Raw genomic sequence first — 26,163 nt, forward strand, 5'->3', positions numbered from 1 at the left:
AGAGACGTTGCATGCAACGTCTCTACCCGAAAAATGAAGAAGCCGCCGCTGATCCCAATCAGCGGCGGCTTTCGTATGTACAGCAAGGTGCGAAAATGATTTTTAGGCCGGGTATATCGTTTGCGTAATGCTTAAAACAGCATTTGCACGGTGCCCTGCGGGCCCCTGTCCTTACCCAGGTGGCGGTAAGCTTTCTCGGTAGCTTCCCTGCCCCTTGGCGTACGGACGATATAGCCCTCCTGGATCAGGAAAGGCTCGTAAACTTCTTCAATGGTGCCTGCTTCTTCACCTACCGCTGTGGCAATATTGCTGATGCCTACGGGGCCACCTTTGAACTTTTCGATCAGGGTGCTGAGGATCCGGTTGTCCATATCGTCGAGACCGCTGGCATCCACATTCAGCGCCTTCAGGCTGTGTTCGGTAATGCCCAGGTCGATCACCCCATTGCCCAGCACCTGAGCAAAGTCGCGCATACGGCGCAGCAGGCCATTGGCAATACGTGGCGTGCCCCGGCTGCGCCGGGCAATTTCACCGGCAGCATCGGATGTGATCTTTACATGGATCAACGCTGCCGAGCGGACGACGATCTTCTGCAGCACCTCCTGCGGATAATAGTCGAGCCGCGACTTGATGCCGAAGCGCGACAGCAGCGGAGACGTAAGCAGCCCTGAACGCGTGGTCGCCCCAATGAGCGTAAAAGGGCTGAGGCTGATCTGTATGCTGCGGGCATTAGGCCCGCTTTCGATCAGCAGATCGATCTTATAGTCTTCCATCGCCGCATACAGGTATTCCTCTACCACGACACTCAGCCGGTGGATCTCGTCGATGAACAGCACACTACGGTTTTCCAGGTTGGTGAGCAGGCCGGCCAGGTCGCCCGGCTTTTCCAGCACAGGCCCGCTGGTCTCCTTAATGCTTACCCCCAGCTCATTGGCGACAATGCGCGATAGCGTTGTTTTACCCAGGCCCGGAGGACCATGGAACAGCACATGATCCAGCGCTTCGCCCCGCATATTGGCCGCCTTGATAAAGATGCGCAGGTTTTCGATCAGCTGCGGCTGCCCCGAAAAATCCTCGATCGATTGCGGTCTGATGCTGTTCTCATATTCCTTCTCCCCGGAGCTAAGGCTGTCTTTCGGACGGATATGCGATGGTTCCATGAAGTAAAATTAAAGAAAGATTATCAGGGGTGAGTATTTGAGTATTGAGTACTGAGTATTGGGTACTGAGTATTGGGGTGCTCAAATTCCAAATTTCAAAAATTCCAAATACTTACAATAGTTTACATCTGATGCTTGATGCCAATCTAACATCTTGCATCTACATCTAGCCCCTATGATAACATTTACGGCAGCGGGGCTCATATTTGTCTTTCTCGCCCAGCACCAGGCGGCCCTCGTCAGCAGAGGTGCGATAAGAATAATTAGCAATGTTGCCGCAGACCACACAAATGGCGTGGAGCTTGGTAATATAATCGGCCTTGGCCAGCAAGGCCGGTACAGGACCGAAAGGCTGACCCTGGAAATCCATGTCCAGGCCCGCTACAATTACCCTTACACCTTTGGAAGCCAGTGTCTCGGCCACATTGGGCAGCTCGGCATCGAAGAACTGCGCCTCGTCGATGCCGATCACCTCCGCATCTTCGGCCAGCAGCAATATATTCTGGGAAGCCGTTACCGGCGTGGAGCGAATACGGCTTTCATCGTGCGACACAACATCCGTTTCATGGTAGCGGGTATCGATGGCAGGCTTGAAGATCTCGATGCGCTGGTTGGCGATCTGGGCGCGTTTCAGCCGGCGGATAAGCTCTTCCGTTTTGCCGGAAAACATCGAGCCGCAGATCACTTCGATCCAGCCCGAGTCCACTCCGGTCTTAAAAGGTTCTATAAACATCTGGTTGCAAAAATAGGGTTATTGTCGGCAAACATGACTGTCGTTTCCCGTTCATGGAGTAGCGGCCGTAGCCGTATTGCTGGGGGCGCTCTCGTTCCAGAGCCGGTCAAGCGCCGTGACCACGTACCGGAAGCTTCTACCACCCTCCTTGTCCAGGAAGCTGTTGTTGCGCGTCAGCGCTATGATCTGTCCCGCATCGCTGAGGTCGATTTTTTCATCTTCATCGAAACGGTAGATCAGGTAACGTTGCTGAGCTTTGGTATTACCCTCCCATTGCAGCAATACACCACCATTGGCGCCCGATGCCATCAGTACCGGCGCAGCCGGCGCCGTATGGTCGAGCCAGGGCATAGCAGGTGGGATAGCAATAGAGCCGAAATAATTTTGCTGCAGGCTGTCTGTCAGGCCGAGCCTGATCTTGCTGAAGCTGGACGAGCTGTAGAAGATAAAGCCGTCGGTACCAGCCTGGCGCGCGGCACGGATCTGCTTCAGTATTTCATTGGGGCTGTTCCAGGGCGAAGCTGTAGCATTCAGCATCCGGTAAACACCCAGGCCGATATACAGCTGGCGTTGCCCCGAATGCTGCTTCCACCAGGGCAGCAGCACATCGTAGGGCGCTACCCGGTGGCCATGCTCCCAGTACAGCTGCGGCGCTACATAGTCTACCCATTTCCGCTCGATCCACAGGAGAATATCGGAATACAAGTCGTCGTAGCAGCTGCTGCCGCGGGTCGCCGACCCCTCCGGGTCATCTTTTTGGTTGCGCCAGATGCCGAAAGGGCTCACGCCGAATTTGACCCAGGCCTTCTCCTTCTTGATGTTAGTATTCAGTTGCGATATGAACAGGTTCACATTGCCGCGACGCCAGTCTTCCAGGCTTTGCCCGTTGTTGTAACGGTTGTAGCTGGCCCGGTCGGGAAATGGCCTGCCGCCTGCGGGATAGGGATAGAAATAGTCGTCTATATGCACCGCATCGATATCATAACGCCTGACCACATCCAGGATAACCTTCAGGATATATTCGCGGGCATCGGGATTGCCGGGATCGAAATAGGATTTGCCATCATAGTTGATGATCCAGTCGGGATGCTCGCGGGTCGCATGCCCCGGCGGGTTAGGGTTGCTGCTGCTGCTGACCAGGGCGCGATAGGGATTGAACCAGGCATGAAACTCCATATTGCGCTTATGCGTCTCGTTGATCATGAATTCCAGCGGATCGTATTTGGGAAAAGGCGGCTGGCCCTGCTTGCCGGTAAGGTATTTGCTCCAGGGCTCATAGGGCGAAGGATAGAAAGCATCGGCAGCAGGCCGCACCTGGACCACTACGGTATTGAAGCCGCTTTTCTGGAAAAAGTTCAGCTGGTTGAGGAACTCCTGCTGCTGCTGCTGGGCCGAGAGGCCGGGCTTTGAAGGCCAGTCGATATTGCCCACAGTAGCGATCCATACCGCCCGCATTTCCCTCTTGGGCGCATGGGGCCCGGCCTGAGCGACAACAGGTATACAGAACAGGGATACCAGCAGGAAATAGAAATAGTGCAAAGTCTCTTTGTTTAATGGTTCCGGGCAAAGATAATCTATGCACCCCTGATACCGGGAAGGCACGCTTTATTTTTTATCAACATTTTATTTCCTGCCAAAGAGATACATCGCCATGCAGAGCAGCAAAGCCGCCAGTACGGCCAGCCAGGGGAAAAGCTTTTGCCAGCGGGCTTCCCGTGCCAGACGGGACAGTACACGCTGTAAGCCGGCGCGCTCTTCATCGTTTGCTGCGATCAGCAGCAGCCGTTCCCATATGTCGCGTGCATAGTAATGGGGGAGGTGCACCGCGGCTTTCGCAGCTTCGGCAATAATCCCGGCACGGTCCTGGTCCCCTGCCTTCAGCTGTATGATGCCGATCTTATCGTCTGAAAAGATGAAGAGCAGGTATTGGTGCAGCAATTGCTTGTTCATGCGGTACACATCTACCTGCGCGATATGCGCGTTGAGCTTCTCCAGCTCCAGGTGCAGGTAGCCGGGAGTGAGGATAGCCGCTTGTTTGTGGAAGCGGCCCGAAAGCCATCGTTCATAATCGTATAATGCTCTCTTTTCTACATGGGAAAGTACTGTATAGGCTTCGTGGATTTCCCGGAAACGGGCTTCCGCAAACACATTGGACGGATTTTTGTCCGGGTGAAATTCATGCGCGAGCCTCCGGAAAGCTTTCTTGATTTCCTCGGTTCCGGCCTCCGGCCCCAGTTCTAAAGCTTGATAGTGATCTTTTATGACTGATAATTAATGAATTATTGTGGAATTTATTACGCCTTTGCCGGGAATCCGGGTAATATATTGCCCAAAGCTAAAGAATTGTTTAAAAATGTGTTTATGAAGGCACAAATATCAGATAATGAGGCACATTTGACCTTGATCCGTCGTAATTTTACAACAACAATCAAAACCGATATATCATGACAGAAAAAGCTTTTAACGACATGCTTATCGCCAACAGCGATTTTCTTCAGCCCGTTGCTGTTTCACTTACCCATGATACCGAAGAGGCAAAGGACCTGATCCAGGAAACTTTGTATCGTGCCATGGCCAACAGGGAAAAGTACCAGACGGGTACCAATATCAAAGCATGGCTGTACACCATCATGCGCAATATCTTTATCAATAACTACCGCCGCAAGAAGAAGTTCACTAAGGTAACTTCGGATGTGCCCCAGGATTATTTCCTGTACCAGACCGATAAGGTGGCGCACAATGATGGCATCATTAACGCCGGTATCCGCGAGATCAAGGCGGCGATCAACAGGCTTCCCGATATCTTCAGGCTGTCCTTTGAGCTGCATTACCTGGGCTACAAATACCAGGAGATCGCCGATACGCTGCAGGAGCCCCTGGGCACCATCAAGAGCCGCATCCACTTCGCAAGAAAGATGCTGGCCAGCAAACTGACAAGATAAGTGGCAGGTGAAGAACCTGCATCCAACTGCTGCCAGCCCCGTAAGGCTGGCAGTTTTTTATCTGCCGGCAGCTCTTGCTACCCGAAGGGGTTTACCTAATTTTGCCGCTCAAACAACCATGCCATGCCTGCAAAACTCTCCGTCAATATCAATAAGATCGCCACGCTGCGCAACAGCCGTGGCGGCAACAATCCCGATGTGATCAAAGCTGCGCTGGACATTGAGCGCTTCGGTGCCGATGGCATTACCGTGCATCCCCGTCCGGATGAGCGTCACATCCGCTATGCCGATGTAAGGGAGCTGAAAAAGGTGATCAGTACAGAGCTCAATATAGAAGGCAATCCTGTCGAAGACAGCTTTGTGCAGCTGGTGCTGGAAACCCTGCCTGCACAGGTAACCTTAGTGCCTGACAGTCGCGACCAGCTGACCTCCAACCATGGATGGGACACGGTTAAAGAGGCAGACTACCTGAAGCAGATCATTGCGGTATTCAAAGAAAAAGGGATACGCGTATCTATTTTTGTCGATCCGGTAGTGGAGATGGTCTCCGGGGCCAGGGCCTGCGGCACCGACCGCATCGAGCTGTATACCGAAGCTTATGCCCGCGACTATCCGAAAGACAGCGAAGCGGCAATAAAAGATTATGTAGCTACTGCTCATGAGGCCGCCAGGGTAGGGCTGGGGCTGAATGCAGGTCATGATCTCGACCTTGAAAACCTGCAGTTCCTCGCGCAACGATTACCCAATCTGGACGAAGTATCCATCGGCCATGCCCTGATCAGCGATGCCTTGTATTATGGCCTTCAGAATACGGTGCAGTTGTACAAAAGACAGCTACAGTAGCCATTTGCTGTGTGTAATAAAATTTGACCTGGTAGGGACGTAGCATTGCTACGTCCCTACCAGGTCTATTCTTCCAAAATGTATATTGCTACCAAAGCCGGGAGCGTCATTATAGCAGCACCGTCAGGCTTTTGATAACAGCGCCCAGGCGTATGGCATCATAGATGCGGGCCTCGCTGGCGCCATGCTGCTTTACGGAAGCTTCGTGCGAAGTAACGCACAGCTCGCAGCCATTGAGTGCAGACACTACCAGGCTCACCAGCTCGAAGAGGCCTTTGCCCAGCACCGGATTCATCATAATGCTCATGCGCAGACCCGCCGGAGTATTGTTGTAATATTGGTTTTGCGGCAGGTAATGACGAAAACGATAGAAAACATTATTGGTATTCATCAGCGCCGTGCAGGCATGTATCTCGGCGATAGCTGCATCATCGGCGCCTTCCTGGCGGGCCAGGCTTTCGAGTGCGCCGATCAGCACTTCCGATTTCTCGTTCACAGCCACAGACAAGGCCAGCAGTACGGCTTCTTTCTTATCGATATTAGGGCTTTTCAAGACTGCGCCGATATTGAGCTTCAGGTCTTTTAGGAAGCGGTTATCGGCGGCAGCCAGCTTTTCCAGCCCGGCGCTTTTATGACCGGCAGGGATATGCAGATCACTATAGAGATTCTGGATTGTCTCATTCATGTTATTGACAGCATTAAAATTGAATAAAGCGATACAAGCGAAAGGCGTTGCCATACGATGGCTGCTTGTATCCCGGATGGAGAAAGAGATGTGAATGCTGCACCAAGGGCACAGATCCACATCTCTTAAAAAGATGGATTAAGCTTCCTGCAGCTGAGCAGTCAGGGTTTCTTCGCCTTTCTTCCAGTTACAGGGGCACAGTTCATCCGTTTGCAATGCATCCAGAACACGCAGCACTTCTTCTACATTGCGGCCTACGCTCAGGTCGTTTACATTGACCCAGCGGATGATACCCTGGGGATCTACGATGAAAGTAGCGCGGTAAGCGATCTTTTCATTGGCTTCCAGGATACCCAGCGCTTCGGCCAGTGATTTGGAGGTATCGGCCAGCATGGGGAACTTCAGGTCGCGCAAATCGTTGTTCTCCCTTCTCCAGGCCAGGTGCACAAACTCGGAGTCTGTAGAAGCGCCGATCAGCACAGTATCCCTGTCGGCAAATTCGCCATATACATTATTGAAAGCAGCGATTTCGGTAGGACAGACAAAGGTGAAATCCTTTGGCCACCAGAACATCACCATCCATTTGCCGCTCTCGGTATGGATCGCATTGGTAATATCTGCGAATTCTTTACCCGGTGCATCGGCGGCTAACGCTGACGCCACTACTGCTTTCTTCTTGAATTCGGGGAACTGGCTGCCTACTGAAACTGTTTTGTTGCTCATTGCTTTTTTAATTTTTTGATTTTGAAATAAAGTGTTGTTGTTTTTTTGCGGGGCAAAGGTCGCTAACCTTTTTGTTATGCCGTCAAAATTTTGGCTATTAAAAAATAGGGATTTTCAATGCGGATTTTGATGCGCTTATGATATTTTCTTCATGCCGATCCCTTAAAACGCGCCGTTTTCCTCCGGTCGAATTCCTACATTTGCGTATGGCAGTCCGTATTGTATTCCTGGGTTCCAAGCCCATAGGTTACCAATGTCTTCAGTATCTCCTGGAAAAGAAAGATGCGCTGGATGTAGCGCTTGTAGGTGTCCGAACCCGCATGCGCAAAGAGTTTGGGGCTGAAGGCAATGATCTTGCTGCGCTCGCTGCACAGCACGGCATTCCCCTGCTGCAGTCGCTGGACGAGCTGCCCGAATGCGATATCATCTATTCGGTACAGCACCATGAATTGCTGCAGGCCGCACATATCCGAAAAGCCCGGCGGATCGCCGTCAACCTGCACCTGGCGCCCTTGCCCGAATACAGGGGCTGCAACCAGTTCTCCTTTGCCATTATGGATGAAGCGACCGAGTTTGGCGTTACCCTGCACGAGATCGATACCCGTATCGACCACGGTGATGTGCTGTTCGAGCAGCGCTTTTCCATTCCTGAAAATTGCTGGGTGAACGAGCTCTACGAGCTTACCTTCAGCGCTGGTATGTCTTTATTCCGCGACTCATTGAAACCCTTGCTGGACGGGAGCTACGCACGCACACCTCAGTCGGAGCTGATGAAGCATCGCCCCAGCAGCCTGCATTTCCGTGAGGAGATCGGGGCCCTGAAGCAGATTGACCTTACCCGGGGCGAAAAGCAGGTGCAGAAGGCCATCCGGGCGACTTATATGCCGGGATTTGAGCCGCCCTATACCCTTATCGGCGGTAAAAAGGTCTATTTCTCCCTGGAAAACGAGCCCCATGCAGGCAACTAAAGCACATTTGCTTTGTCTATGCTCTTATCAGCGTCCATACCGGGGATTATACTTAATTTTGCCTATTGTTTTTCCGGGTAAAATTTACCGCACTAACTGAAATTTATGATCGTAGAACAGCTTTATACCAATTGTCTCAGCGAGGCTGCTTATTTTATTGCCGATGAGGGCGAAGCTGCAGTGATAGATCCTTTACGTGACATCGGGGCTTATCTCGATCTTGCGGCAAAGCACAATGCGAAAATCAAATATATTTTCGAGACCCATTTTCATGCCGACTTTGTGAGCGGTCACCTGGAGCTGGCGAAGGCTACCGGCGCTACCATTGTGTATGGGCCGCAAACCAATGCCTCCTTCGACTTTCACCTGGCGAAGGACGGCGAGGTCTTTACCGTAGGGAACCTGAAGCTGAAGGCGCTGCATACACCGGGGCATACGCTCGAAAGCACCTGCTACCTGCTGCTCGATGCTGAGGACCGTGAGTATTGCGTGTTTACAGGCGATACTTTATTTGTAGGCGATGTGGGGCGCCCCGACCTGTTCAGCGGCAACCTGTCGAAAGAACAGCTGGCCTCGATGATGTACGATTCGCTGAACAATAAGATCAAAACGCTGCCTGATCACGTGATCGTGTATCCCGCACATGGCCCGGGATCGGCCTGCGGAAAGAATCTCGGCAAGGAGACCTTCAGCACGATCGCCACACAGAAGGCCACCAATTATGCGTTGAAAGATCAAAGCCGGGAAGACTTTATCAGTGAAGTGACAACAGGGCTCAGCGCGCCGCCGGCTTACTTCCCGGTCAATGCCCAGCTCAATGCGCAAGGTTATGAAAGTATGGATAAAATAAGGGCCGGCGCTTTGCAGGCGCTTCCCATCAGCACGTTTGAGCAAAAAGTAAAGGATGGCGCCTGGATACTTGACAGCCGCCCCTCTTCTGTATTCACCGAAGGTTTCGTGCCCGAATCCATCAGCATAGGGCTCGACGGTCGCTTTGCCGAATGGGCCGGAAGCTTGCTGCCTTTTGGCCAGGAGCTGGTGCTGGTTACCGAGCCCGGTAAAGAGGAAGAGACGGTCGTACGGCTGGCCCGGGTAGGCCTCGATAAGGTGACGGGATATCTTGATGGTGGTTTTGAAGCCTGGCAGCAGGCCGGTAAAACCATCGACCTGATCATTGATGTAATGCCGGAAGAGCTGGCGATGGATATCCCCTTCGACAATAAGCTGCAGGTGATCGATGTGCGCAAGCCCTCCGAATTTGAAAGCGGGCATGTAAAGGGCGCCGAGAATATTCCGCTCGGTGAATTGAGTAACCCCTTGCACATGGCGCAGGTCGATGATGATGCCAACCTCTATGTACACTGTGCCGGCGGCTATCGTAGCGTGATCGCCTGTTCGCTGATGAAGCGTGAAGGCTTTCACAACCTGCGCAATGTACTGGGCGGCTTCGGTAAGATGAGAGAAGTAAAAGGCATGCCGGTGGTGCTGCCTTCTGCAGCTGGCGCTTAGCCGTCAGGATACCGACCAGTAGCCGTTCCCAAAAGAGCGGCTTTTTTTATGCCGGTACCTGCTGAACTGCGATTGGCTGCTGGGTTAATCGGGTATAAGTGTTTACTTTGCCGGTGAACCAAACAAATTCCTCAACATGAAAAAAGCTTTGCTTTTCTTCGCCTCTTTTTGCCTCGGCGGCCAGGCCTTTTCCCAATGCCGTATCCTCTACAACAATTATGATCTTGTATTCGAGGAAACCTTCGACAACATCAGCAGCACCAGCCAGCTCAGCAATGTCTGGCAGTTTGTGCACGACGATCCGGGCTACGGCTGGGGCGACTATGTCGATCCGGTTACCAATGTACGTACCTATGGTGAGTTCTATAACCAATCGCAGGTAAGCATACAGCCGGGCGGCATTATGCGGCTTACTGCACAGCGGGTAGATGGGGCAATCCCGGTATGGTCCAATTGGCTCAATAGCTACCGCTATCCCAAGTATAAATCCGGTATGATCCAGCTGCGCAACGACCTGTTCAGCGACAGCCGCTTCGACAGGACCGTTAGCGGATGTACCGACAGGACGGGCTTTCTCTATGGTATGTTCGAGATAAGGGTAAAGCTGCCGCCCAGCGCAGAATGTTTCCCGGCCTTCTGGCTGCCGACAACCGGGCCCACAGAGATCGATATCTTTGAATACGGCGGCAATGACCGCCAGATATCCAATAACGTAATTTGGTGGTCGGGTGGTACCGGCAGCGGCTGCCAGGGTTTCTTCAATAAGTCGACCGGTAATCCCCTGCCTTCCGATTGGCACACCATTACCTGCGTATGGACGCCGGATAAAGTGACTTTCTTTTTCGATGGCCGGGAAACCCGTACGGTCAACAGCAGCCAGAAGGCAACCTATGCTTACTGCCCGGCGTCGATCATTGTCAACCTGGCCATGAACCCCTGGCATAATGTGTCCTCAAATTATATGGACGTAGATTATGTGCGGGTGTATAAGCCCAAGCTGCGCAACTATAACCTGAGCTATAAAAATGCTTACGAATCGTTGAGCCATGATATCTTTGAAAACGCCACGGGGACTTATGCCCCTGTTCATTCTGCCGCCAATTCCATCGCACCGAATACCAGCAATCCGAACGAGGTCTTCTACAGGGGAACGGACAACTATCTGTATGTAGCGACCAAAGGAGCAAGCGGCTGGAATATCAAAAAGCTGCTGTTCAACGATGGCTCTTCCACGCTGGCGGCAGGCGATGTACGTTATCTGCCGGTATACGATATGCTGCTCTACGTGGGTACCGACAACCGGATCAATTTATTCGGAAGGTCGACCAGCACCGGTACCGGCTTTTACCACTGGTGCCTTACTTCCAACTGGAGCTGCTACTGGTGCAACAGCGACGACCTGATCTCACCTTCAGCAGGTGCGCTGCAGACAACACCCAATGGAGAAGTTTTCTACAGGGGGCTCGACAATAAAATGCATCGCTATTATATGAACGGCAGCAACTGGGCGCATCAGATATTAAGCGCTACCTACAATCCTTCGCATCCGGTGGACTTTGTGCAGGGAGATATTACGATCGATCCCAACAATAATACGGTTTTCTATAAGGGATCGGATAACCGGCTCCAGGTATTCTATAAAGATGCCGGGGTATACCACCAGGGCTGGATCGACGATAACTGGGCTACCTCAGCCTACCAGGTAAACGCCAAACCTGGTTCCATGACCTGGGCGCCGGCCCTGAACGGTGTGCTGTACAACGGTACGGATAATAAGCTGCACTTGTATTACTGGAACACGAACTGGATACACCAGTACATTCCTTACAGCTATGCCAGCGCAAGCCTGGGCTATGCGGGCGCCGATTATCTCAACGGCAGCATCGACTGGAGCGAGGATTCGAAAGCATTGAACTATGTGGGTTACGATGGTCGCATGCAATCGTTCGCACGCAACATGTCAACCGGAACCTGGACGCATTACTGGACAGATGATTTCTGGAATACGGACCTCTTTGCATCTTACAACAGCGGCCAGCCGGGGCAATATGCTTCCGTGCGCAGCAGCCCTTCCGGAAATCTGTACTACACCCGGCGCAACGGACATCTTTCCTACTTCAAATATGAGCCTTGTGAGACGCTTAATCCTACCTGCAACGATCCCGGCAATCCTAGGGTATTGCTGAAAGGCACAGCATACCTGCCTGAGCTCACCAATAAAGAACAACTCGAGGTGACCTGCTTTCCTAATCCCGCAACGGCTTACTTTACCGTAATGGCAGAGCACTACGACCGGCCGTTTACACTGGAACTGATCAACGCCATGGGACAGGTGGTGTTAAGACAAACGGTGAAGAGCGGCGCTACCCTATCTGTCGGAAGCCTGAGCCGGGGATTGTATCTTTTAAAGATCAGCAGCGAAGCTTTGCAATACAGTGGCAAACTGCAGCTGCAATAGGTTTTGCTGAGGAAGTGCTCATCTTATAAAAGCAGCAATGCGGCTTTGAGCGACCACAGCTGACACCTGGCGGAATAGAAAGCAAAGAGAACATTATAAGAGCAACCCCTGAGCCCGCAGGCCAGGGGTTGCCGATTTTTACCCGGAGCTTGCCGGCAGTTAGAGATGATCATCCAGCCAGTTGAAGATGCGGGTATAAGAGATGGACAATGCGCCCGGCTGACAATGCAGGAAGCCGGTATCCTCTTCGGTAAAGAGCATAAAGTCTTTGGGACAACGCAAGGCATCATAGAGCTTTTTGGCCTGCCCTGCCGAATACTCCTCTCCGGTACCATCGATCACCAGCATGCGGCATTTGATCTGATGTACACGATCTTCTATGGTATATTCCTGCAACAATAGCATCAGCTCCGATGGTGTGCGGGCGCCGTGCTTCCACATGCTGTCCGTAATGCCCCAGCGGAAAAAAGCATTGGTTTCCATGTATTCCTTCATGGCCTGGTCGAAGCGCTCATATTCCCCGTTGTGGAAGAGCGTCATCAGTTCAGGATTCAGCTGGTTGAGAAAAGTGTAAGTACCCTCTGCCCAGCTTAAGACGCCCGGGTTGGCAATGCAAAGCTTGATCCGCTTCTCTGCGGTTACCGCTCTCGGCGCCAGGAAGCCGCCCATGCTGAAGCCGATGAGCGCGATCCGCTCTTTGTCTACGCTTCTGTCTTTAATAACGAAATCGACAACCGGTGTGATCACGTTTTCCCAGTCATAACGGAAAGGCAGATTTTGCAGGCGCAGCATCTTGCCCTGCCCCGGTCCATCCAGGAGCAAGCAATGATAGCCGCGACGAACGGCCTGCTGCGCGATCCAGAGGTAATCTTCAGCCCAGGCATCCCTGCCCGAATGGAAGATCAGGATGGGATGCTTTTTGCGCCCGCTCACCGGCGCTTTGAACAGGTATCCCGGAATATGGGTACGTTCGTATGGAATCGCTACAGCTTCAACCGGGATATCCATATGCTGCAGGGCATCCTTATAATTCCTGATTACTTTCAGCGTGAGCTGCTTTACCTCAGGATTGGTGGGGTTGGGGTGATGGTGCAGCGCAGCCCGGTAATAGGTGGAGGCCCTCAGGTAGGATTCGCCCGCAGTGAGCCGGTGCCGCTGCTGCAGGCAGGTGTTGCCCAGCGCATGCAGCCGGTCGCCCGTTTTCATCCAGGCTTCTGCCCAGCTATATTCTTCGCTTTCATCGATGCGGCTGGCTGTGTCGAAGCACTCTCCTATGTCCGATAGCCGTTGCCATGCGCTGCCGAGGTAAAACAGGAAAACGCTTTCCAGCACCGGGTTTTCAAAAATACCAAGAGGGTACCAGGATTGCTGCCGGCCCTCGCTGCGGATCTCATTTTTCATCTTTTTCATCTTTTTCCTTTTTTAAGTGATTCATCCAAATGCTTGCTTTAAAATTCAGATCATGCGGCGCTGTTTTGGGTGTACGTAAAAGCCTGTTTTTAGCAAAATGATAAGAGGGGAATTGCTGCTTCAGTTATCTTATAGATACAAAGTAACCGCAGGAAGATGCAGCAGACAATACTGAATTACCATTACTACGCCCTATGGAAAAAGAAGAAATGGATGCACTGCGCAAGAAATACCGGCTGATACGGCGGCAGCTGCAATGGCTGGCGGGAAGCAGGGACGGCAGTTGTCTCAGCCATCACCTGGATTGCCTGGCCTATTTGTCTGAAGTGGGTAACTACTGCGTTTCAGTCTTTGATATGCAGCAGGAAATACGGGTGTATGCCTGTGCCAATTTCCGTAATCTGCTGGGTTGGGCGCCGGGAGCGGCGCCTGTCGCTACCGGTAGCTATCTCTACAGCCTGATGCACCCCGATGATCGTGCTGCAATGATGCGTATAAATGCTCACATGCTGAAATTCCTTGCCGGCTTGGGAGCGCAGCAGCGGAAAGATTACAAGCTTACCAGCGAGTACCGGCTGGCCAATGCGCAAGGTGCTTATGTCGCGGTTACGGATCGCTGGCAATTGCTGGAGCTGGACAGCAACGGTAACCCCTGGCTGTCGTTGAGCATACTGGATCTTGCACCCGGCCATTATGATAGTCCCGGAGCCAGAAGCTGTGTGGTGAATTTCCGGAACGGCGAAGTGATCGGCAACCTGCTTCCGGAGCAGGCGCCGCGGTTGACACAGCGGGAGCTGGCGATACTGAAGCTGATGCGCGATGGGCGTTTGTGTAAGGAGATCGCCGCACAGCTGGTCATCAGCATTCATACTGTACATACGCACCGACAGCGGATACTGGCCAAGTTGGGCGCAGATAATGCGATCGAAGCCATCAATGCGGCGAAGGGCAGAGGGCTGCTCGAATGAATAATAATGTATCGGCTCTACCGCGCAACCTGGAAGGGAAGGCTGGTTGCTGTCTGTTTGCCCGTTAACCGCAGGAAATACGCGCCATCGGACAGCCCGGCGAGATCAAGTGTATTATGGCCGGCACGGACAAAGCCTTCCCGCATGAGAGCGCCGCTGACGCTGTAGCAGGCATATGCGCAATCTTCCTTCAGCTGCGCAATATGCAGCGTGGTTTTTGCAGGATTGGGATACAGGTAAACAGCATCCTCGTTCTTTTTCGTTTCGTCGATGCCCACGCCGTCAACCACCCTGATATATCCGGTATAAGGTTTGTAGTAATCGGATGAAACGGTCACCCATATCGTATCCAGCACGCTGAGCGCAGGAAAGGCATGTGTGCTGCCGCCGCCTGCTGCCGTGGCAACAGAAAGAATGCTGTCGGGATAGTAGAGCACTGCTTTGCTGCCGGCGACATTGATGTTCAGGTTCAGCTGCGTTGCGTTCCGGTTGATCGTTGCCGGATGGGTAACGACGAGCGACCCTGGATTCCGGGTTTGCAGCTTGACGGAAGGATCGCCGAAAAGCACCCAGGTATCGGTCATATCTTCTCCTGCATTACCGTAAGCATCATTCATCGCCATTACAGCCGAGGTGGTAAGCGCTCCCATAGGTTTTTGTTTAGTATCGACACCATCGGTCAGCATATCGATATAAGCGTCCTGAGCCCGCATCGGCGGGTCCCAATATTGGTTGATCGTACTGAAGAAAGCAGCAATAGCGCCGCTGGGTTTACCTGAGCTTGCTCTCGATTGACGCAGCAATTGCTCACCCAGGCAGGTCTGGTTTTCGAAGTCGCCCGAAACACAAGCCACACCCCATACCAGGGGCCAGGCCCCGTTATCGTTGGTCAGCAAAGGAACATCATTCACGCTGAAGCCGGAGGTGACGAGGAAGTCAAAGGAACCGTGGCCGCAATAGTTGATAAGGGTTGCGCCGGCATTCACCTGGTCCTTCAGGTTATCCGGTACAGGATCACCCGCAGCATCTGCACCGCCATGACTGCCATCGTACAGTTCGGCCACCTGTGTGTACATACCTGTCGCATTCATCAGCTTGCTGCGGATATTGCGCATATGCTCCCAATCGAACTCATTATTGTCGCCGGGACCTTCATTGGAAGCAACACCGATGGCATGCTGGTACCAGGCCTGGTTCTGTACAGGCGTTTTCTCATAAGCCAGCACACGGTCGATCTGCACTTTGAGCTCGGCATCGGTATTGGCCGAGAAACGGCCTACCATGAGATCGGGATAGTGATCATTGCCCGAAACGTAGGCAAAGGCAGCATCTGAAGAGCCGGCGAGGTTGCTGGCGTGCACCGGTGCAATATCTGCATTGTCGCCTACCAGCAGCACATAGCTCAGGTTGAGCGGGATATACTGCCGCTTGATGTATTGTTGAATGTTGGTAGCAGAAGAACCGCCGGTCAGTGTGTCTGTTTTCAAAACATGGGTGCGCAGCCCGAGCATATTTTTCCAGCGGATAAAAGGCGCCAGGGTTTCCAGGTATTTGCCCGGTGTTACGATCAGCATGCTGCCATTTGCAGGTATAGGGGCGAAGCGTGTTGCCGGGGCGCCCGCTGCTTGTCCGTAATTGAGGAAGCGTTGCCGGAACAGGCTTTCCCACTCAGCGTTTGCGGCGTTTTTTTTTTGCGCAGGCTCAGCAAAGCGGACTTCGATGACCATATGGGTGTAGACCTTGAGCGTATGGCTTACCGGGTTATACTGTATAGGTGCAATGGCCAGCGCCTGGCCGTACAGCTCGCGTACCTGGTACACATCGCCGGTGCTCAGCGTTGCGCCGGGATAAAAAGCGTCCTGGCGGTATTCGGCTCCCTGCACTCTCGTGCCGGGCTTGCTGCTGCGGCTGATATTACCCAGTGATGGCGCCAGAGCGTAGTCGTTGTAGGTTTCCGATTCGGATTGCAGCAGCTTTACCGTTGCGGGCTTGTCCGAAGGCAGCTGAAGCGCGTAGCTCAGCCGCTGCAGGTCGGGAGCACCCTGCTTCAGTAGCTTTACCCCTTTGTCGAGGCCGGCCAGGTAGGCCGATGACGCTTCGTCATAGCGAAGGGTTACCTGGCCGGTATGCAGCTCGATCCGCAGCAGGGTGGGGCTTATTGTCGTGGCGGTAACCTTCGTGGCGCCTTCGCCAAGTACAATATCTTTTCCCGGTACCTGTGCATGAAGAGAAAGAACACATGCCATAAGGAGCAGGAGGAAGAATCCGCGGAACGTACGCATGGGCTGCTTTTTAATGTGAAGATCGAAAATATTGATTTTTCTTAATCTGAAATCGCCTTTGATGTAAATGCGCAGAAAATCACATATAAGGGTTAGCGGGCTATGCGGATCGTGATCAGCAGCAGACTGCCGATAATGGCCGGCACTACCAGGTTGAGCAACCATATCATATAGCTGCCCGCGAGTATGGCCATACTGTTAGCAGCAATGCCGGTGTCGGTAAACAGGAGGCCGGCAACATAGCCCCGCACGCCAAGGTCGGCAAGGAATATAGAAGGGATCACGGTGATGAGCCAGAACATCAATCCCGACAGCAGGAAACCGGCAGCCCAGGGCAGCCCGGCGCCCAGCACATTGGCCAATAGCAGGAACTGCAGGTTGTACACGCAAAAGCGGATAAAGGAAATGCCAAGCAGCTGTAACAGGTCCTTCCGCGAGTACCGCTTCAGTATACGGATCGAAACGATAACCTTACGCAGCCAGGGCCGGTGTTCGGCCCAGCCGGCCACTTTGTCGATACGCAGGTACAGGAGCAGCAGCAATGCGGCCGACAATAGCGCAGCGGCCAGGGCGATACGGGGCCAGCTGCCCGGGTAGGTAATATTGAAATAGACGAGCCCGGCAATACCGAAGCCATAGGTGACCAGGGTTTGAGACAGGTTGCTGATGAGTGTTGCAATGGCCGCCCTCAGCTTGTTCTTGTCGTCGAGGTAGAGAATGCGGCCCGCAAAATCGCCGATCTTATTGGGTGTTATCAGGGAGAAGGCGATGCCGGTAAGGGTAGAGGCGAAGGCTTTGCGAAAGGGCAGGGGCTCTATCTTCTGCAGTAGCATTTTCCATTTGATCGCTTCCAGCGTCCAGTTGGCAGGCGCCAGCAAGGCTACCGCCAGCAGCAGGAGCTTATTGCCTTCCTGCCAGTGGTGTTTGAAATCGGCCCATTGCACCGCAAAATCCCCTTTGGACTGGATCTGCCGGTAGATCAGCCACAGCAGCACCAGCATCAGCGCCGGGGCGAGCACATAATTAAGCCACTTTTTTTTGGTAGTTTTGTTCACGTAATTCGATTGCTTTCTGGTCTAAATTCTTCGCTTTGCCGATCATTCTTGGTATTGACCCCGGTACCCTCCTGATGGGATATGGTATCATTTCCGCCGACAAAAGTAACCTTTCCCTTGTCGAAATGGGTGTGCTGCATTTATCCAAATACAAAGATCATTCCGAACGCCTTCATTTTATCTTTGAAAGGGTGAGCGCGCTGGTGCAGATCCACCGGCCGGGGATCGTTGCGCTGGAAGCGCCTTTCTTCGGCAAGAATGTACAAAGCATGCTGAAGCTGGGCCGGGCACAGGGAGTAGCCATGGCTGCTGCTATGGCGCATGGCAGCACCACGGTCGAATATGCGCCCCGTAAGATCAAGCAGGTCATTACCGGAAATGGCAACGCTTCTAAAGAGCAGGTATGGAAAATGCTGCAGCACCAGCTGGGGTTTAAGGAAGATCCCGGCTTCCTGGATGCGACCGATGCCGTTGCAGCCGCGCTGTGTCATCATTTCGAGTGCCGCATGGATACCGGGAAAGGTATATCCAGGTCTTCATCGCACAAGCCGGCTAAAGGCTGGGCAGCCTTTGTCGAGGCCAATCCCGGCCGTGTAAGGGATAAAGAGTAGTACAGGAGGCCTGCACCGCAACGGTCTTTCAGCAGCAAAGTGATAATTTCACATATTCCCCCCGCTTGTTGCTGTTTTAATCAATTAATTCCGACTTTTGCTGACTGTAACAAGATTATGGCTAAAGATTATAAGAGAATCCTGGTCACCGCGGCATTGCCTTATGCCAACGGACCGGTTCATATAGGACACCTGGCAGGCTGCTATCTGCCTGCCGATATCTACGTACGCTACCAGCGTGCGCAACGACGTGATGTGAAGTTTATCTGCGGCAGCGACGAACACGGCGTACCGATTACCATCAGGGCGATGAAGGAAGGCATCACACCGCAGGATGTAGTGGACAAGTACCATGCGTTGATCTCCGAGAGCTTCAGCAGGATGGGTATTTCGTTCGATATCTATTCCCGTACTTCTTCCAAAGTGCATGCGCAGACCTCACAGGCTTTCTTTAAAAAGCTGTACGATGAGGGCCTGTTTGAAGAAAGAGAAAGCCAGCAATACTACGACGAGGAAAAGAAAATGTTCCTGGCCGACCGCTATATCATCGGCACCTGCCCGGTATGCGGTAATGAAAATGCTTACGGCGACCAATGCGAAAGATGCGGTTCTTCGCTTTCTCCCGAACAGCTGAAGAACCCGAGGAGCGCGCTGAGCAATGCCGTGCCAATAAAGAAAGCCACGAAGCACTGGTATTTCCCGTTGAACGATTACGAAGCGTTCCTGAAGGAGTGGATCGTGGAAGGGAAAAAGAACGAGTGGAAGCCCAATGTGTACGGACAGTGTAAAAGCTGGCTCGACAGCGGTCTGCAGCCCCGTGCCATGACCCGCGACAGCAGCTGGGGCGTGCCGGTGCCGCTGGAAGATGCAGAAGGCAAAGTGCTGTATGTATGGTTCGATGCCCCTATCGGCTATATCAGCGCCACCAAGGAGCTGCTGCCCCAGGGCTGGGACGATTACTGGAAACAGGAAGATACCAAGCTGGTCCACTTTATCGGTAAAGACAATATCGTATTCCATTGCATCATATTCCCGGCGATGCTGAAGGCACATGGCGGCTATGTGCTGCCCGATAATGTGCCGGCCAATGAATTCCTGAACATTGAAGGCGAGAAGGTATCAACTTCCCGTAACTGGGCGGTATGGGTGCATGAGTATGCCGAAGACTTTCCCGGCATGGAAGATACCCTGCGCTATGTGCTGTGCGCTAATGCCCCGGAGACCAAAGACAATGACTTTACCTGGAAAGATTTCCAGGACCGCCACAACAGCGAGCTGGTGGCCAAGTTCGGCAACTTTGTCAACCGGGCCATGGTCCTGATGCATAAGTTTTGCGGCGGCAGGGTGCCCCAATTCCACGATGACGTTAAGGAAGAGCGTGACCTGGAGCTGATACGTGAAATTATCGCTACCAAGAAGAAAGTAGAGGAGCTGATCGAAGCCTATAAATTCCGCGATGCCCTGTTTGAAGTGATCGAGCTGTCCAGCAAAGGCAACAAATACCTGCAGGATGTTGCGCCCTGGAACCTGGCCAAAACGCCGGAAATGCAGGCCGAAAACCAGAAGCTGATCGACAACTGCCTGCATATATGCCTGCAGCTGACGGCCAACCTGGCGATACTGTCTCATCCCTTCCTGCCCTTTACGGCAAAAAAGATCTGCCACCTGCTGAAGGTAGTGGACAAAATGCTGGATTGGGAACATGCAGGCAAGATGGACCTGCTGCGTACCGGCTATCCCCTGCGGGCGCCGGAGTTGCTGTTCCGCAAAGTCGAGAATGAAGAAGTGGAGCAGCAGAAGCAGAAGCTGGAAGCCCGCAGCGCGGCAGCAAAGGCGGCCCAGGCCGAAGCTGCCCCGGTGGCTGCAGCCGAGCCGAAGCCGGTGATCGCATTCGACGACTTTGCAAAGATCGAGCTGCGTGCTGCGACTATCCTGGCTGCAGAGAAAGTGCCTAAAGCAGACAAGCTGCTGAAGCTGGAGGTGGACTTGGGCGCAGAAAAGAGAACTATTGTTTCGGGCATTGCCCAACACTATGCACCTGAAGCGATCGTAGGCCGGCAGGTAACCGTAGTGGTCAACCTGGCGTCGCGCAAAATGAAAGGGATCGAGAGCGCTGGTATGATCCTTATGGCAGAAGACGCCTCCGGTAAGCTGGTGTTTGTAGCGCCTGCCGATGCGGTTCAGGCTGGCAGCGAGGTGAAATAAGGTTGCCTCAAACATACTATATTCATATTCAGAATCAACATAAATCAGTACTTTTAACCCAATTCATCCTTCTTTTCTTTATGAAAAAGAAAACCCTGTGGTGGCTCACCGGTATCCTGATCTTTATCGTAATCCTGCTGTTGCTGCTGAAAGGCTGCGGAGCCCTTGGAGGGGGCGAGGGACTGAGGGTCGCGGTAGACACTGCAACGGAAAGGACCATTATCGAGACGGTGAGCGCCAGCGGTAAGATATACCCTGAAACGGAAGTCAAGATCAAGCCCGATGTCAGCGGTGAGATCGTAGAGCTCCCTATACTGGAAGGCGATTCGATAACCAAAGGGCAGCTGCTGGTCAAGATCAATCCCACCATCTATTCTTCTGCAGTAACCCAGGCCGAAGCTTCTATGTTCCAGAGCCGTGCCAGCGTAAACAACGCTCGGGAGCTGGTGGCCCAGGCCAAAGCGCAGATGGAACGGACCAAAGCCAACTTTGACCGCAATAAAGAGCTTTTCACCGGCAAAGTAATCAGCCGCATGGAATACGAGCAGGCCCAGGCCGATTATCTTTCGGCCAAAGCCAACTTTGAAGCGACCCAGGCCAATGTTGCCGGCGGAAACTACGGCGTAACGGGTGCCCAGGCCAGCCTGTCGCAGGCTCAGGAGAACCTGCGCCGTACCACCATTACTGCGCCCACCTCCGGTATCATTTCACAACTGCTGGTTAAGAAAGGCGAACGTGTGGTGGGTACTGCACAGATGGACGGCACACAGATCCTTACTATCGCAAACCTTGGTCGCATGGAAGTCCGGGTCGACGTCAGCGAAACCGATATTACCAAGGTAAGCATAGGCGATACCAGCCTCATCGAAGTCGATGCCTTCCGGGGACGTAAGTTCAAAGGGGTCGTGTCCAAGATATCCGTGTCCAGCGTACAGCTGAATTCGGTTACTGCAGCCGCAACCAGCTCTTCTACCGACCAGGTAACCAATTATACCGTACATATCTTTATTCTGCCCGAATCTTACGCTGGCTTACGCGCCGAGCTGGGTAAAGGACAATTCCCTTTCAAGCCGGGCATGAGCGCAGGAGTGGAGATCCAGACCCGAAAGGAGAACGGTATCCTCTCGATCCCGATCAACGCCGTGACCACGCGAGACTGGCCCGACTCGCTGAAGAAGAAATCTTCAGTAGCCGATGCGGGCAATGATATCCGGCAGGTGCTCTTTATCTATAATAAGGACAGCAAGACCGTGACGCTGCGCGATGTGAAGACCGGTATCCAGAACAATGAATTCATCCAGGTGACCTCCGGTATCCGGAAAGGAGATGTGGTTGTTGTCGCTCCATATGGCGTGGTGGCCCGCACCCTGCAGGATAAGTCGAAAGTGAAGGTCGTGCCGCGCAACCAGCTTTACGAAGCGAAAGAAGAATAATTTTACCGATGCTAACCGGATGGCGCCGTGCCATCCTATTGCTACCTTCAGATGATCATAACCCTTTTGTCAGATTTTGGTTACCAGGATAATTTTGTTGGTGTAGCGAAAGGGGTTTTACTGCAGCGCCTGCCTACGGCAAGGTTGATCGACCTCAACCATGAAGTTGAGCCCTTTCATCTGCTTCAGTGCAGCTACCTTCTCAAAAGCGCTTATGCCAACTTTCCGCATCATACCGTGCATTTGTCGCTTTTCGATATCATGCACCGTAATCCGGCCTCTCTCCTGGTTACCGAAATCGACAGCCAATATGTTATCAGCGCCGACAACGGCCTGTTGCCGCTTACCTTCAACAATCGCCTGGGGAAGGTATATGTGCACGACCGTATCGTAAGCTCTTATATGGAATGGCTCAACCTGGCGGCCGATTTTATTGCCGGACTGGACCAGGGAAATTCTGATATTTCCCGTTTCCAGACACTTGAGCCCAAAGTACATCCCGCCCGGCTGCAGGCCGTGGTCAAGGACAACTCCATCGAATGCCAGGTGATCCATATTGATCGTTACGAAAATGTGGTGATCAACCTTACCCGCGATGAGTTTGAAGCCCAGCGCCGGGGGCGCAAGTTCCGCATCCAGATCGTGCGCGATACGCTGACCCATATCAGCAACGATTATTCCGATGTGCCGGTGAGCGAGAAGCTTTGCCTGTTCAACAGTGCCGGTTATATGGAGATCGCAATCAACCAGGGTAAGGCTTCCTCTCTGCTCGGCCTGCGCCTGCACCACGAACGCCAACTGATCTACCAGAATATTAAGATAGAATTCCTATGATCGTCCGTATTGTAAAAATGACCTTCCGTCCTGAGGCTGTTCCCGGTTTCCTGGCGCTTTTTGAGGAACGAAAGGAGCAGATCCGTCATTTTGAAGGCTGCTGGCACCTGGAGCTGTGGCAGGAGGCTGGCAGCGAGACCGTATTTTTTACTTATAGCCATTGGACCAGCGAAGCCGCTCTGGACCATTACCGTTTCTCCGCTTTTTTTAAAGATACCTGGACCCGGACCCGTGAACTGTTTGCTGACAAAGCGCAGGCCTGGAGCGTCTCCCAGCGATATGTGCTCCCCTGAGAATGCTATTATCCTCTCTGAACAGCATTATTACCAGAACGTTAAATGTGCTCCCGGCTTTTGGGCTGGATTAGTTATATTTGCAAACAAGAATATTTTTTGGCCGTTTACCCAGCCTTTTGGTCCGGTATAAGGTCTATTAGCTTATCCTGTACCAATACCGCCATTTGGGTGGCATTTATTTTTTTTGTCGAATCAAGCTCACAATATGAAAAAAGTGCTGTTTGTACTGCTATCGGCGCTCAGCTATGGCAGCTATGCCCAGACCGCTCCTGCACCGGATCTGGTCAAAGCGAAAACTTACGCTGATGAGGTTTTTGCCAATTGTCCCGTCTTTGCCGGGCCTGCTTATATCCCGGAGTATGCTGAAATCATTAGCCGCATATCCGTCATTACGGAGCCGGCTACTGCCCAGGAGACTTACCCGAGGCTTTCTACGGTGATGTTCAAAAACAAATGCAACCCGCAAATGACCCGGGATGAGAATAATTTCAATCCCGGCCATTTCAACCCGCTGAAATATTTCCTGAACTATTACCCGAAAGTGGATACCAAATACCGTGTCGACAACACTTACTATGTGATCCTGGTGCATCCCAAACCCTGAGACGCTCCGGATGGAATCAGACTATTTTCTTCTGTCGTTTTAATTTCTTTAATAGATGACGTTTAAAAAATTACATATGCACCCCGGCAAGATCTGCGGCAGCCTGCTGCTTATGCTGCTCTTTTTGTCGGCAGGGATAAAAAGCTGGGCCCAGCCCACGGTCACCTCACCCTGCGATGCCAACCCATTCTGTAGCGATAGCAGCTATACCTTTCCCAATACCAGCGGTAATATCTTTAGTGCACCGCCCAGTCCTCCCGTGGATTATGGCGTGGTGAGCACACAGCCCAACCCGGTGTGGTACTGGATGCAGATCGGTACATCGGGCACGATCCAGATCACCATCAACCAGACCAACGCCGGCGGCGCAGGTACCGATGTGGATTTTACCATGTGGGGGCCCTTCACCGACCTGGCCAGCGGTTGCGCGGCGATACTCGCCGGAACGGCATCCATTCAATCAAGCTATGATGGCGGTGGCGTAACCGAAATAGCCGGCCTGGGGCTGCCCGGCGGCAGCCAGGTAGGACAAGGCAATCCGCCTTTCCCCCCTGGCGGTACTACACCCCCTGCAGCAGTAGCGGGAGAAGTATATATCCTCATGCTGACCAACTATGCCAATTCTCCCGGTACGATCAGCTTTAGCCAGACCGCCGGTACCGGCTCGGCCGATTGTGGCATCGTGTGTGGTCTTACTGCTGAAAACAGCGGACCCAAGTGTTTTGGCAATCCGATCACCCTGACAGCGATCAATAGCGATACCGCCACTGCATTTACCTATTATTGGTCGGGCCCTAACGGCTTTGCTGCCGGAGGAAGGGTAGTTACCTTTAATCCTACTGCTCCTGGCAACTTCACCTTTAATGTAATGGCGGTATCTGACGAGAACGATACCTGTAAAGCCAGCACTGATGTGGTCGTTCATCCTTTGCCTAGCGTTACGCTGGCTAATCCCAACGACCGTATATTGTGTAATATTGACAGCACTACGCTTGCGCTGAACAACCCCTCTGCTGGTATCCATTACCAGTGGTTTAGAGACGGTGTGGCGCTACCCAACGATACGAACGCCAGCCTGGTGGTAAGGGTCAATGGCACCTACCATGTGACTGCTGTCAGCCCTGAAGGCTGTACCGATACTTCGGAAGATATACTGGTAAAGCTAAGCTTTACGGATGTCGACTTTAATTTCACGATAATGAAAGGCTGTACGGAAGATACCGTGCAATTCAATAACCTTAGCGAGCCGGGGAATTATTGGTGGAGCTTTGGAGACGGCACTACGCCCGAAGATACGCTGGCGAGCCCCCTGCATATTTACCAGGACCAGGATAACTATGTAGTCAGGCTGAAGATGAAGGATATGGATGGCTGCGTGGATTCGGTAGTCAAATTTGTAGATGTGCAGCACCCGCTTCACGCCGCGTTCAGCGCAGGTATTGATTCCGTTTGCCAGGCTAATGGTACACCTATACCCTTTACCGACGCCTCTGTAGGCGCTACGGGCTGGAACTGGGATTTCGGTGATGGCGCGACAGCTACCCAGCAGCATCCGACGCATACCTACACCCAGGCCGGCGGCCATACAGTCAGGCTGATCATAAATGATAACCTGCCCTGCTACGATACTGCATACCACCAGGTTTATGTCGACTCACTGCCTTTCCTGGAGTTTGTTACGGATAAGCACAGCATCTGTGTCGGCGACCGCGTCAGCTTTACACCCAGCTTCCTGTATACCGCCCAGGAGCTGAGCTGGGATTTTGGCGACGGTATGCATTGGAAAGAGAATGGCCCTACCAGCCATAGCTTCGATCAGCCCGGTACTTATTGGGTGAAGCTGCTGGCTACCTTCCCGGTATGCGCCGAGATCATGAAAACCGACTCTGTAGTGGTACACGCCCTGCCGGTAGTGAACCTGGGTCCCGACAGTGTTTTATGTCTGGACGGACCTGCAATAAGGGTAGGGGATGCTAATAATGCCGCGGATCCCACTATTCACTGGATGTGGAGTACCGGTGCCACTACCCCTTATATTGAGATCGTACATCCCGGTGAGTACTCTGTGACAGCTTCCCGCGGTGATTGCGGCACCACCGAAAGGATCGTGGTAAATAAGGATTGCTACACCGATATGCCTAATGCCTTTACCCCCAACGGCGACGGTAACAACGATTATTTCTACCCCCGCCAGCTGCTGAGCAAAGGAGTGGTTTCCTTCTCGATGACGGTAGTGAACCGCTGGGGACAAAAAGTATTCGAAACGACCAGCATCAATGGCAGAGGATGGGATGGCAAGTTCAATGAGAAGGATCAGCCTATGGGTGTGTATATCTACCAGATTAAAGCCGTGCTCAAAAACGGCCGCACGGAAGAATACAACGGCAATGTTACCCTTGTAAGATAATTTGTCATAATACAGCCACAAGCTGCAGCTGAAATGA

Annotated in this window: 22 protein-coding genes; 13 read left to right on the top strand and 9 right to left on the bottom strand. The window is 52.7% G+C overall.

The genetic code is table 11. The features are described from left to right. Nucleotides 1-131: 131 nt before the first annotated feature. The 4 genes from ruvB to DZC79_RS21765 all read right to left on the bottom strand — a co-directional run bounded on the left by ruvB (nucleotide 132) and on the right by DZC79_RS21765 (nucleotide 4,155). Nucleotides 132-1,160, bottom strand: a complete 1,029-nt coding sequence (gene ruvB, locus DZC79_RS02160) for a Holliday junction branch migration DNA helicase RuvB (protein ID WP_118949891.1) — start codon at nucleotides 1,158-1,160, stop codon at nucleotides 132-134. Nucleotides 1,161-1,326: 166 nt separating this feature from the next. Continuing rightward, on the bottom strand, nucleotides 1,327-1,893 hold the full coding sequence (locus DZC79_RS02165) for a thymidine kinase (RefSeq protein WP_118949892.1): 567 nt from the start codon (nucleotides 1,891-1,893) through the stop codon (nucleotides 1,327-1,329). 51 nt (nucleotides 1,894-1,944) lie between these two features. Beyond that, entirely contained in the window at nucleotides 1,945-3,432 is a 1,488-nt protein-coding gene (locus DZC79_RS02170; protein WP_198666735.1) for a glycoside hydrolase family 10 protein, read from the bottom strand. A gap of 84 nt (nucleotides 3,433-3,516) precedes the next feature. After that, a complete protein-coding gene (locus DZC79_RS21765) occupies nucleotides 3,517-4,155 on the bottom strand; it encodes a J domain-containing protein (RefSeq protein WP_118949893.1) in 639 nt (212 codons plus the stop codon). A gap of 182 nt (nucleotides 4,156-4,337) precedes the next feature. On the opposite strand from DZC79_RS21765, the gene DZC79_RS02180 reads away from it, so the two are divergent. Together DZC79_RS02180 and DZC79_RS02185 are read left to right on the top strand one after the other, a co-directional pair. After that, nucleotides 4,338-4,835, top strand: coding sequence for an RNA polymerase sigma factor (locus tag DZC79_RS02180; RefSeq protein ID WP_118949894.1), 498 nt, complete (start codon nucleotides 4,338-4,340; stop codon nucleotides 4,833-4,835). 123 nt (nucleotides 4,836-4,958) lie between these two features. Next, nucleotides 4,959-5,678 (top strand): pyridoxine 5'-phosphate synthase, encoded by a 720-nt coding sequence (locus DZC79_RS02185; RefSeq protein ID WP_118949895.1) that lies wholly within the window; start codon nucleotides 4,959-4,961, stop codon nucleotides 5,676-5,678. A gap of 109 nt (nucleotides 5,679-5,787) precedes the next feature. Here DZC79_RS02185 and DZC79_RS02190 read toward each other — a convergent pair whose 3' ends face one another. Beyond that, on the bottom strand, nucleotides 5,788-6,363 hold the full coding sequence (locus DZC79_RS02190; RefSeq protein WP_118950018.1) for a carboxymuconolactone decarboxylase family protein: 576 nt from the start codon (nucleotides 6,361-6,363) through the stop codon (nucleotides 5,788-5,790). 138 nt (nucleotides 6,364-6,501) lie between these two features. Further along, nucleotides 6,502-7,086, bottom strand: a complete 585-nt coding sequence (locus DZC79_RS02195) for a peroxiredoxin (RefSeq protein ID WP_118949896.1) — start codon at nucleotides 7,084-7,086, stop codon at nucleotides 6,502-6,504. A gap of 206 nt (nucleotides 7,087-7,292) precedes the next feature. Between DZC79_RS02195 and DZC79_RS02200 the strand changes: the two genes are divergently transcribed. The 3 genes from DZC79_RS02200 to DZC79_RS02210 all read left to right on the top strand — a co-directional run bounded on the left by DZC79_RS02200 (nucleotide 7,293) and on the right by DZC79_RS02210 (nucleotide 12,021). Beyond that, nucleotides 7,293-8,054, top strand: a complete 762-nt coding sequence (locus tag DZC79_RS02200; protein WP_118949897.1) for a formyltransferase family protein — start codon at nucleotides 7,293-7,295, stop codon at nucleotides 8,052-8,054. 105 nt (nucleotides 8,055-8,159) lie between these two features. After that, nucleotides 8,160-9,563 carry an MBL fold metallo-hydrolase gene (locus DZC79_RS02205; protein ID WP_118949898.1) on the top strand — a complete coding sequence of 468 codons (1,404 nt, stop codon included), beginning with the start codon at nucleotides 8,160-8,162 and terminating at the stop codon, nucleotides 9,561-9,563. 136 nt (nucleotides 9,564-9,699) lie between these two features. After that, nucleotides 9,700-12,021, top strand: coding sequence for a family 16 glycosylhydrolase (locus DZC79_RS02210; protein ID WP_118949899.1), 2,322 nt, complete (start codon nucleotides 9,700-9,702; stop codon nucleotides 12,019-12,021). A gap of 159 nt (nucleotides 12,022-12,180) precedes the next feature. Here the strand turns inward: DZC79_RS02210 and DZC79_RS02215 are convergent, their stop codons facing one another. Further along, nucleotides 12,181-13,431 (bottom strand): alpha/beta hydrolase family protein, encoded by a 1,251-nt coding sequence (locus DZC79_RS02215; protein WP_118949900.1) that lies wholly within the window; start codon nucleotides 13,429-13,431, stop codon nucleotides 12,181-12,183. A gap of 194 nt (nucleotides 13,432-13,625) precedes the next feature. On the opposite strand from DZC79_RS02215, the gene DZC79_RS02220 reads away from it, so the two are divergent. Then, on the top strand, nucleotides 13,626-14,399 hold the full coding sequence (locus tag DZC79_RS02220; RefSeq protein WP_118949901.1) for a LuxR C-terminal-related transcriptional regulator: 774 nt from the start codon (nucleotides 13,626-13,628) through the stop codon (nucleotides 14,397-14,399). A 17-nt stretch (nucleotides 14,400-14,416) separates the two neighbouring features. Here the strand turns inward: DZC79_RS02220 and DZC79_RS02225 are convergent, their stop codons facing one another. Together DZC79_RS02225 and DZC79_RS02230 are read right to left on the bottom strand one after the other, a co-directional pair. Beyond that, entirely contained in the window at nucleotides 14,417-16,681 is a 2,265-nt protein-coding gene (locus DZC79_RS02225) for a C25 family cysteine peptidase (protein WP_198666736.1), read from the bottom strand. A 92-nt stretch (nucleotides 16,682-16,773) separates the two neighbouring features. Then, the gene (locus tag DZC79_RS02230) at nucleotides 16,774-17,736 is read right to left on the bottom strand and encodes a lysylphosphatidylglycerol synthase domain-containing protein (protein ID WP_118949903.1); all 963 of its coding nucleotides are present in this window, start codon (nucleotides 17,734-17,736) and stop codon (nucleotides 16,774-16,776) included. Nucleotides 17,737-17,771: 35 nt separating this feature from the next. Between DZC79_RS02230 and ruvC the strand changes: the two genes are divergently transcribed. The 7 genes from ruvC (at nucleotide 17,772) to DZC79_RS02265 (ending at nucleotide 26,126) form a co-directional block, all read left to right on the top strand. After that, nucleotides 17,772-18,347 (top strand): crossover junction endodeoxyribonuclease RuvC, encoded by a 576-nt coding sequence (gene ruvC, locus DZC79_RS02235; RefSeq protein WP_232831737.1) that lies wholly within the window; start codon nucleotides 17,772-17,774, stop codon nucleotides 18,345-18,347. 117 nt (nucleotides 18,348-18,464) lie between these two features. Beyond that, a complete protein-coding gene (gene metG / locus DZC79_RS02240) occupies nucleotides 18,465-20,552 on the top strand; it encodes a methionine--tRNA ligase (protein ID WP_118949904.1) in 2,088 nt (695 codons plus the stop codon). 80 nt (nucleotides 20,553-20,632) lie between these two features. After that, entirely contained in the window at nucleotides 20,633-21,985 is a 1,353-nt protein-coding gene (locus DZC79_RS02245; RefSeq protein WP_118949905.1) for an efflux RND transporter periplasmic adaptor subunit, read from the top strand. A 51-nt stretch (nucleotides 21,986-22,036) separates the two neighbouring features. Next, nucleotides 22,037-22,819 carry an SAM hydrolase/SAM-dependent halogenase family protein gene (locus tag DZC79_RS02250; protein ID WP_118949906.1) on the top strand — a complete coding sequence of 261 codons (783 nt, stop codon included), beginning with the start codon at nucleotides 22,037-22,039 and terminating at the stop codon, nucleotides 22,817-22,819. Further along, a complete protein-coding gene (locus DZC79_RS02255; RefSeq protein ID WP_118949907.1) occupies nucleotides 22,816-23,112 on the top strand; it encodes a putative quinol monooxygenase in 297 nt (98 codons plus the stop codon). The genes DZC79_RS02250 and DZC79_RS02255 overlap by 4 nt, the downstream gene beginning before the upstream one ends. 208 nt (nucleotides 23,113-23,320) lie before the next feature. After that, nucleotides 23,321-23,719, top strand: a complete 399-nt coding sequence (locus DZC79_RS02260) for a hypothetical protein (RefSeq protein ID WP_118949908.1) — start codon at nucleotides 23,321-23,323, stop codon at nucleotides 23,717-23,719. A 76-nt stretch (nucleotides 23,720-23,795) separates the two neighbouring features. After that, nucleotides 23,796-26,126 carry a gliding motility-associated C-terminal domain-containing protein gene (locus tag DZC79_RS02265; RefSeq protein WP_198666737.1) on the top strand — a complete coding sequence of 777 codons (2,331 nt, stop codon included), beginning with the start codon at nucleotides 23,796-23,798 and terminating at the stop codon, nucleotides 26,124-26,126. Nucleotides 26,127-26,163: the final 37 nt, after the last annotated feature.

Origin of the sequence: Taibaiella helva (assembly GCF_003545695.1) — a bacterium.
Taxonomy (GTDB): Bacteria; Bacteroidota; Bacteroidia; order Chitinophagales; family Chitinophagaceae; genus Taibaiella; species Taibaiella helva.

Coding starts and splice junctions, on each gene's coding strand:
- ruvB (WP_118949891.1), bottom strand. CDS start 1,160: ATGGAACCATCGCATATCCGTCCGAAAGACAGCCTTAGCTCCGGGGAG.
- DZC79_RS02165 (WP_118949892.1), bottom strand. CDS start 1,893: ATGTTTATAGAACCTTTTAAGACCGGAGTGGACTCGGGCTGGATCGAA.
- DZC79_RS02180 (WP_118949894.1), top strand. CDS start 4,338: ATGACAGAAAAAGCTTTTAACGACATGCTTATCGCCAACAGCGATTTT.
- DZC79_RS02185 (WP_118949895.1), top strand. CDS start 4,959: ATGCCTGCAAAACTCTCCGTCAATATCAATAAGATCGCCACGCTGCGC.
- DZC79_RS02190 (WP_118950018.1), bottom strand. CDS start 6,363: ATGAATGAGACAATCCAGAATCTCTATAGTGATCTGCATATCCCTGCC.
- DZC79_RS02195 (WP_118949896.1), bottom strand. CDS start 7,086: ATGAGCAACAAAACAGTTTCAGTAGGCAGCCAGTTCCCCGAATTCAAG.
- DZC79_RS02200 (WP_118949897.1), top strand. CDS start 7,293: ATGGCAGTCCGTATTGTATTCCTGGGTTCCAAGCCCATAGGTTACCAA.
- DZC79_RS02205 (WP_118949898.1), top strand. CDS start 8,160: ATGATCGTAGAACAGCTTTATACCAATTGTCTCAGCGAGGCTGCTTAT.
- DZC79_RS02210 (WP_118949899.1), top strand. CDS start 9,700: ATGAAAAAAGCTTTGCTTTTCTTCGCCTCTTTTTGCCTCGGCGGCCAG.
- DZC79_RS02215 (WP_118949900.1), bottom strand. CDS start 13,431: ATGAAAAAGATGAAAAATGAGATCCGCAGCGAGGGCCGGCAGCAATCC.
- DZC79_RS02220 (WP_118949901.1), top strand. CDS start 13,626: ATGGAAAAAGAAGAAATGGATGCACTGCGCAAGAAATACCGGCTGATA.
- DZC79_RS02225 (WP_198666736.1), bottom strand. CDS start 16,681: ATGCGTACGTTCCGCGGATTCTTCCTCCTGCTCCTTATGGCATGTGTT.
- metG (WP_118949904.1), top strand. CDS start 18,465: ATGGCTAAAGATTATAAGAGAATCCTGGTCACCGCGGCATTGCCTTAT.
- DZC79_RS02245 (WP_118949905.1), top strand. CDS start 20,633: ATGAAAAAGAAAACCCTGTGGTGGCTCACCGGTATCCTGATCTTTATC.
- DZC79_RS02250 (WP_118949906.1), top strand. CDS start 22,037: ATGATCATAACCCTTTTGTCAGATTTTGGTTACCAGGATAATTTTGTT.
- DZC79_RS02255 (WP_118949907.1), top strand. CDS start 22,816: ATGATCGTCCGTATTGTAAAAATGACCTTCCGTCCTGAGGCTGTTCCC.
- DZC79_RS02260 (WP_118949908.1), top strand. CDS start 23,321: ATGAAAAAAGTGCTGTTTGTACTGCTATCGGCGCTCAGCTATGGCAGC.
- DZC79_RS02265 (WP_198666737.1), top strand. CDS start 23,796: ATGCACCCCGGCAAGATCTGCGGCAGCCTGCTGCTTATGCTGCTCTTT.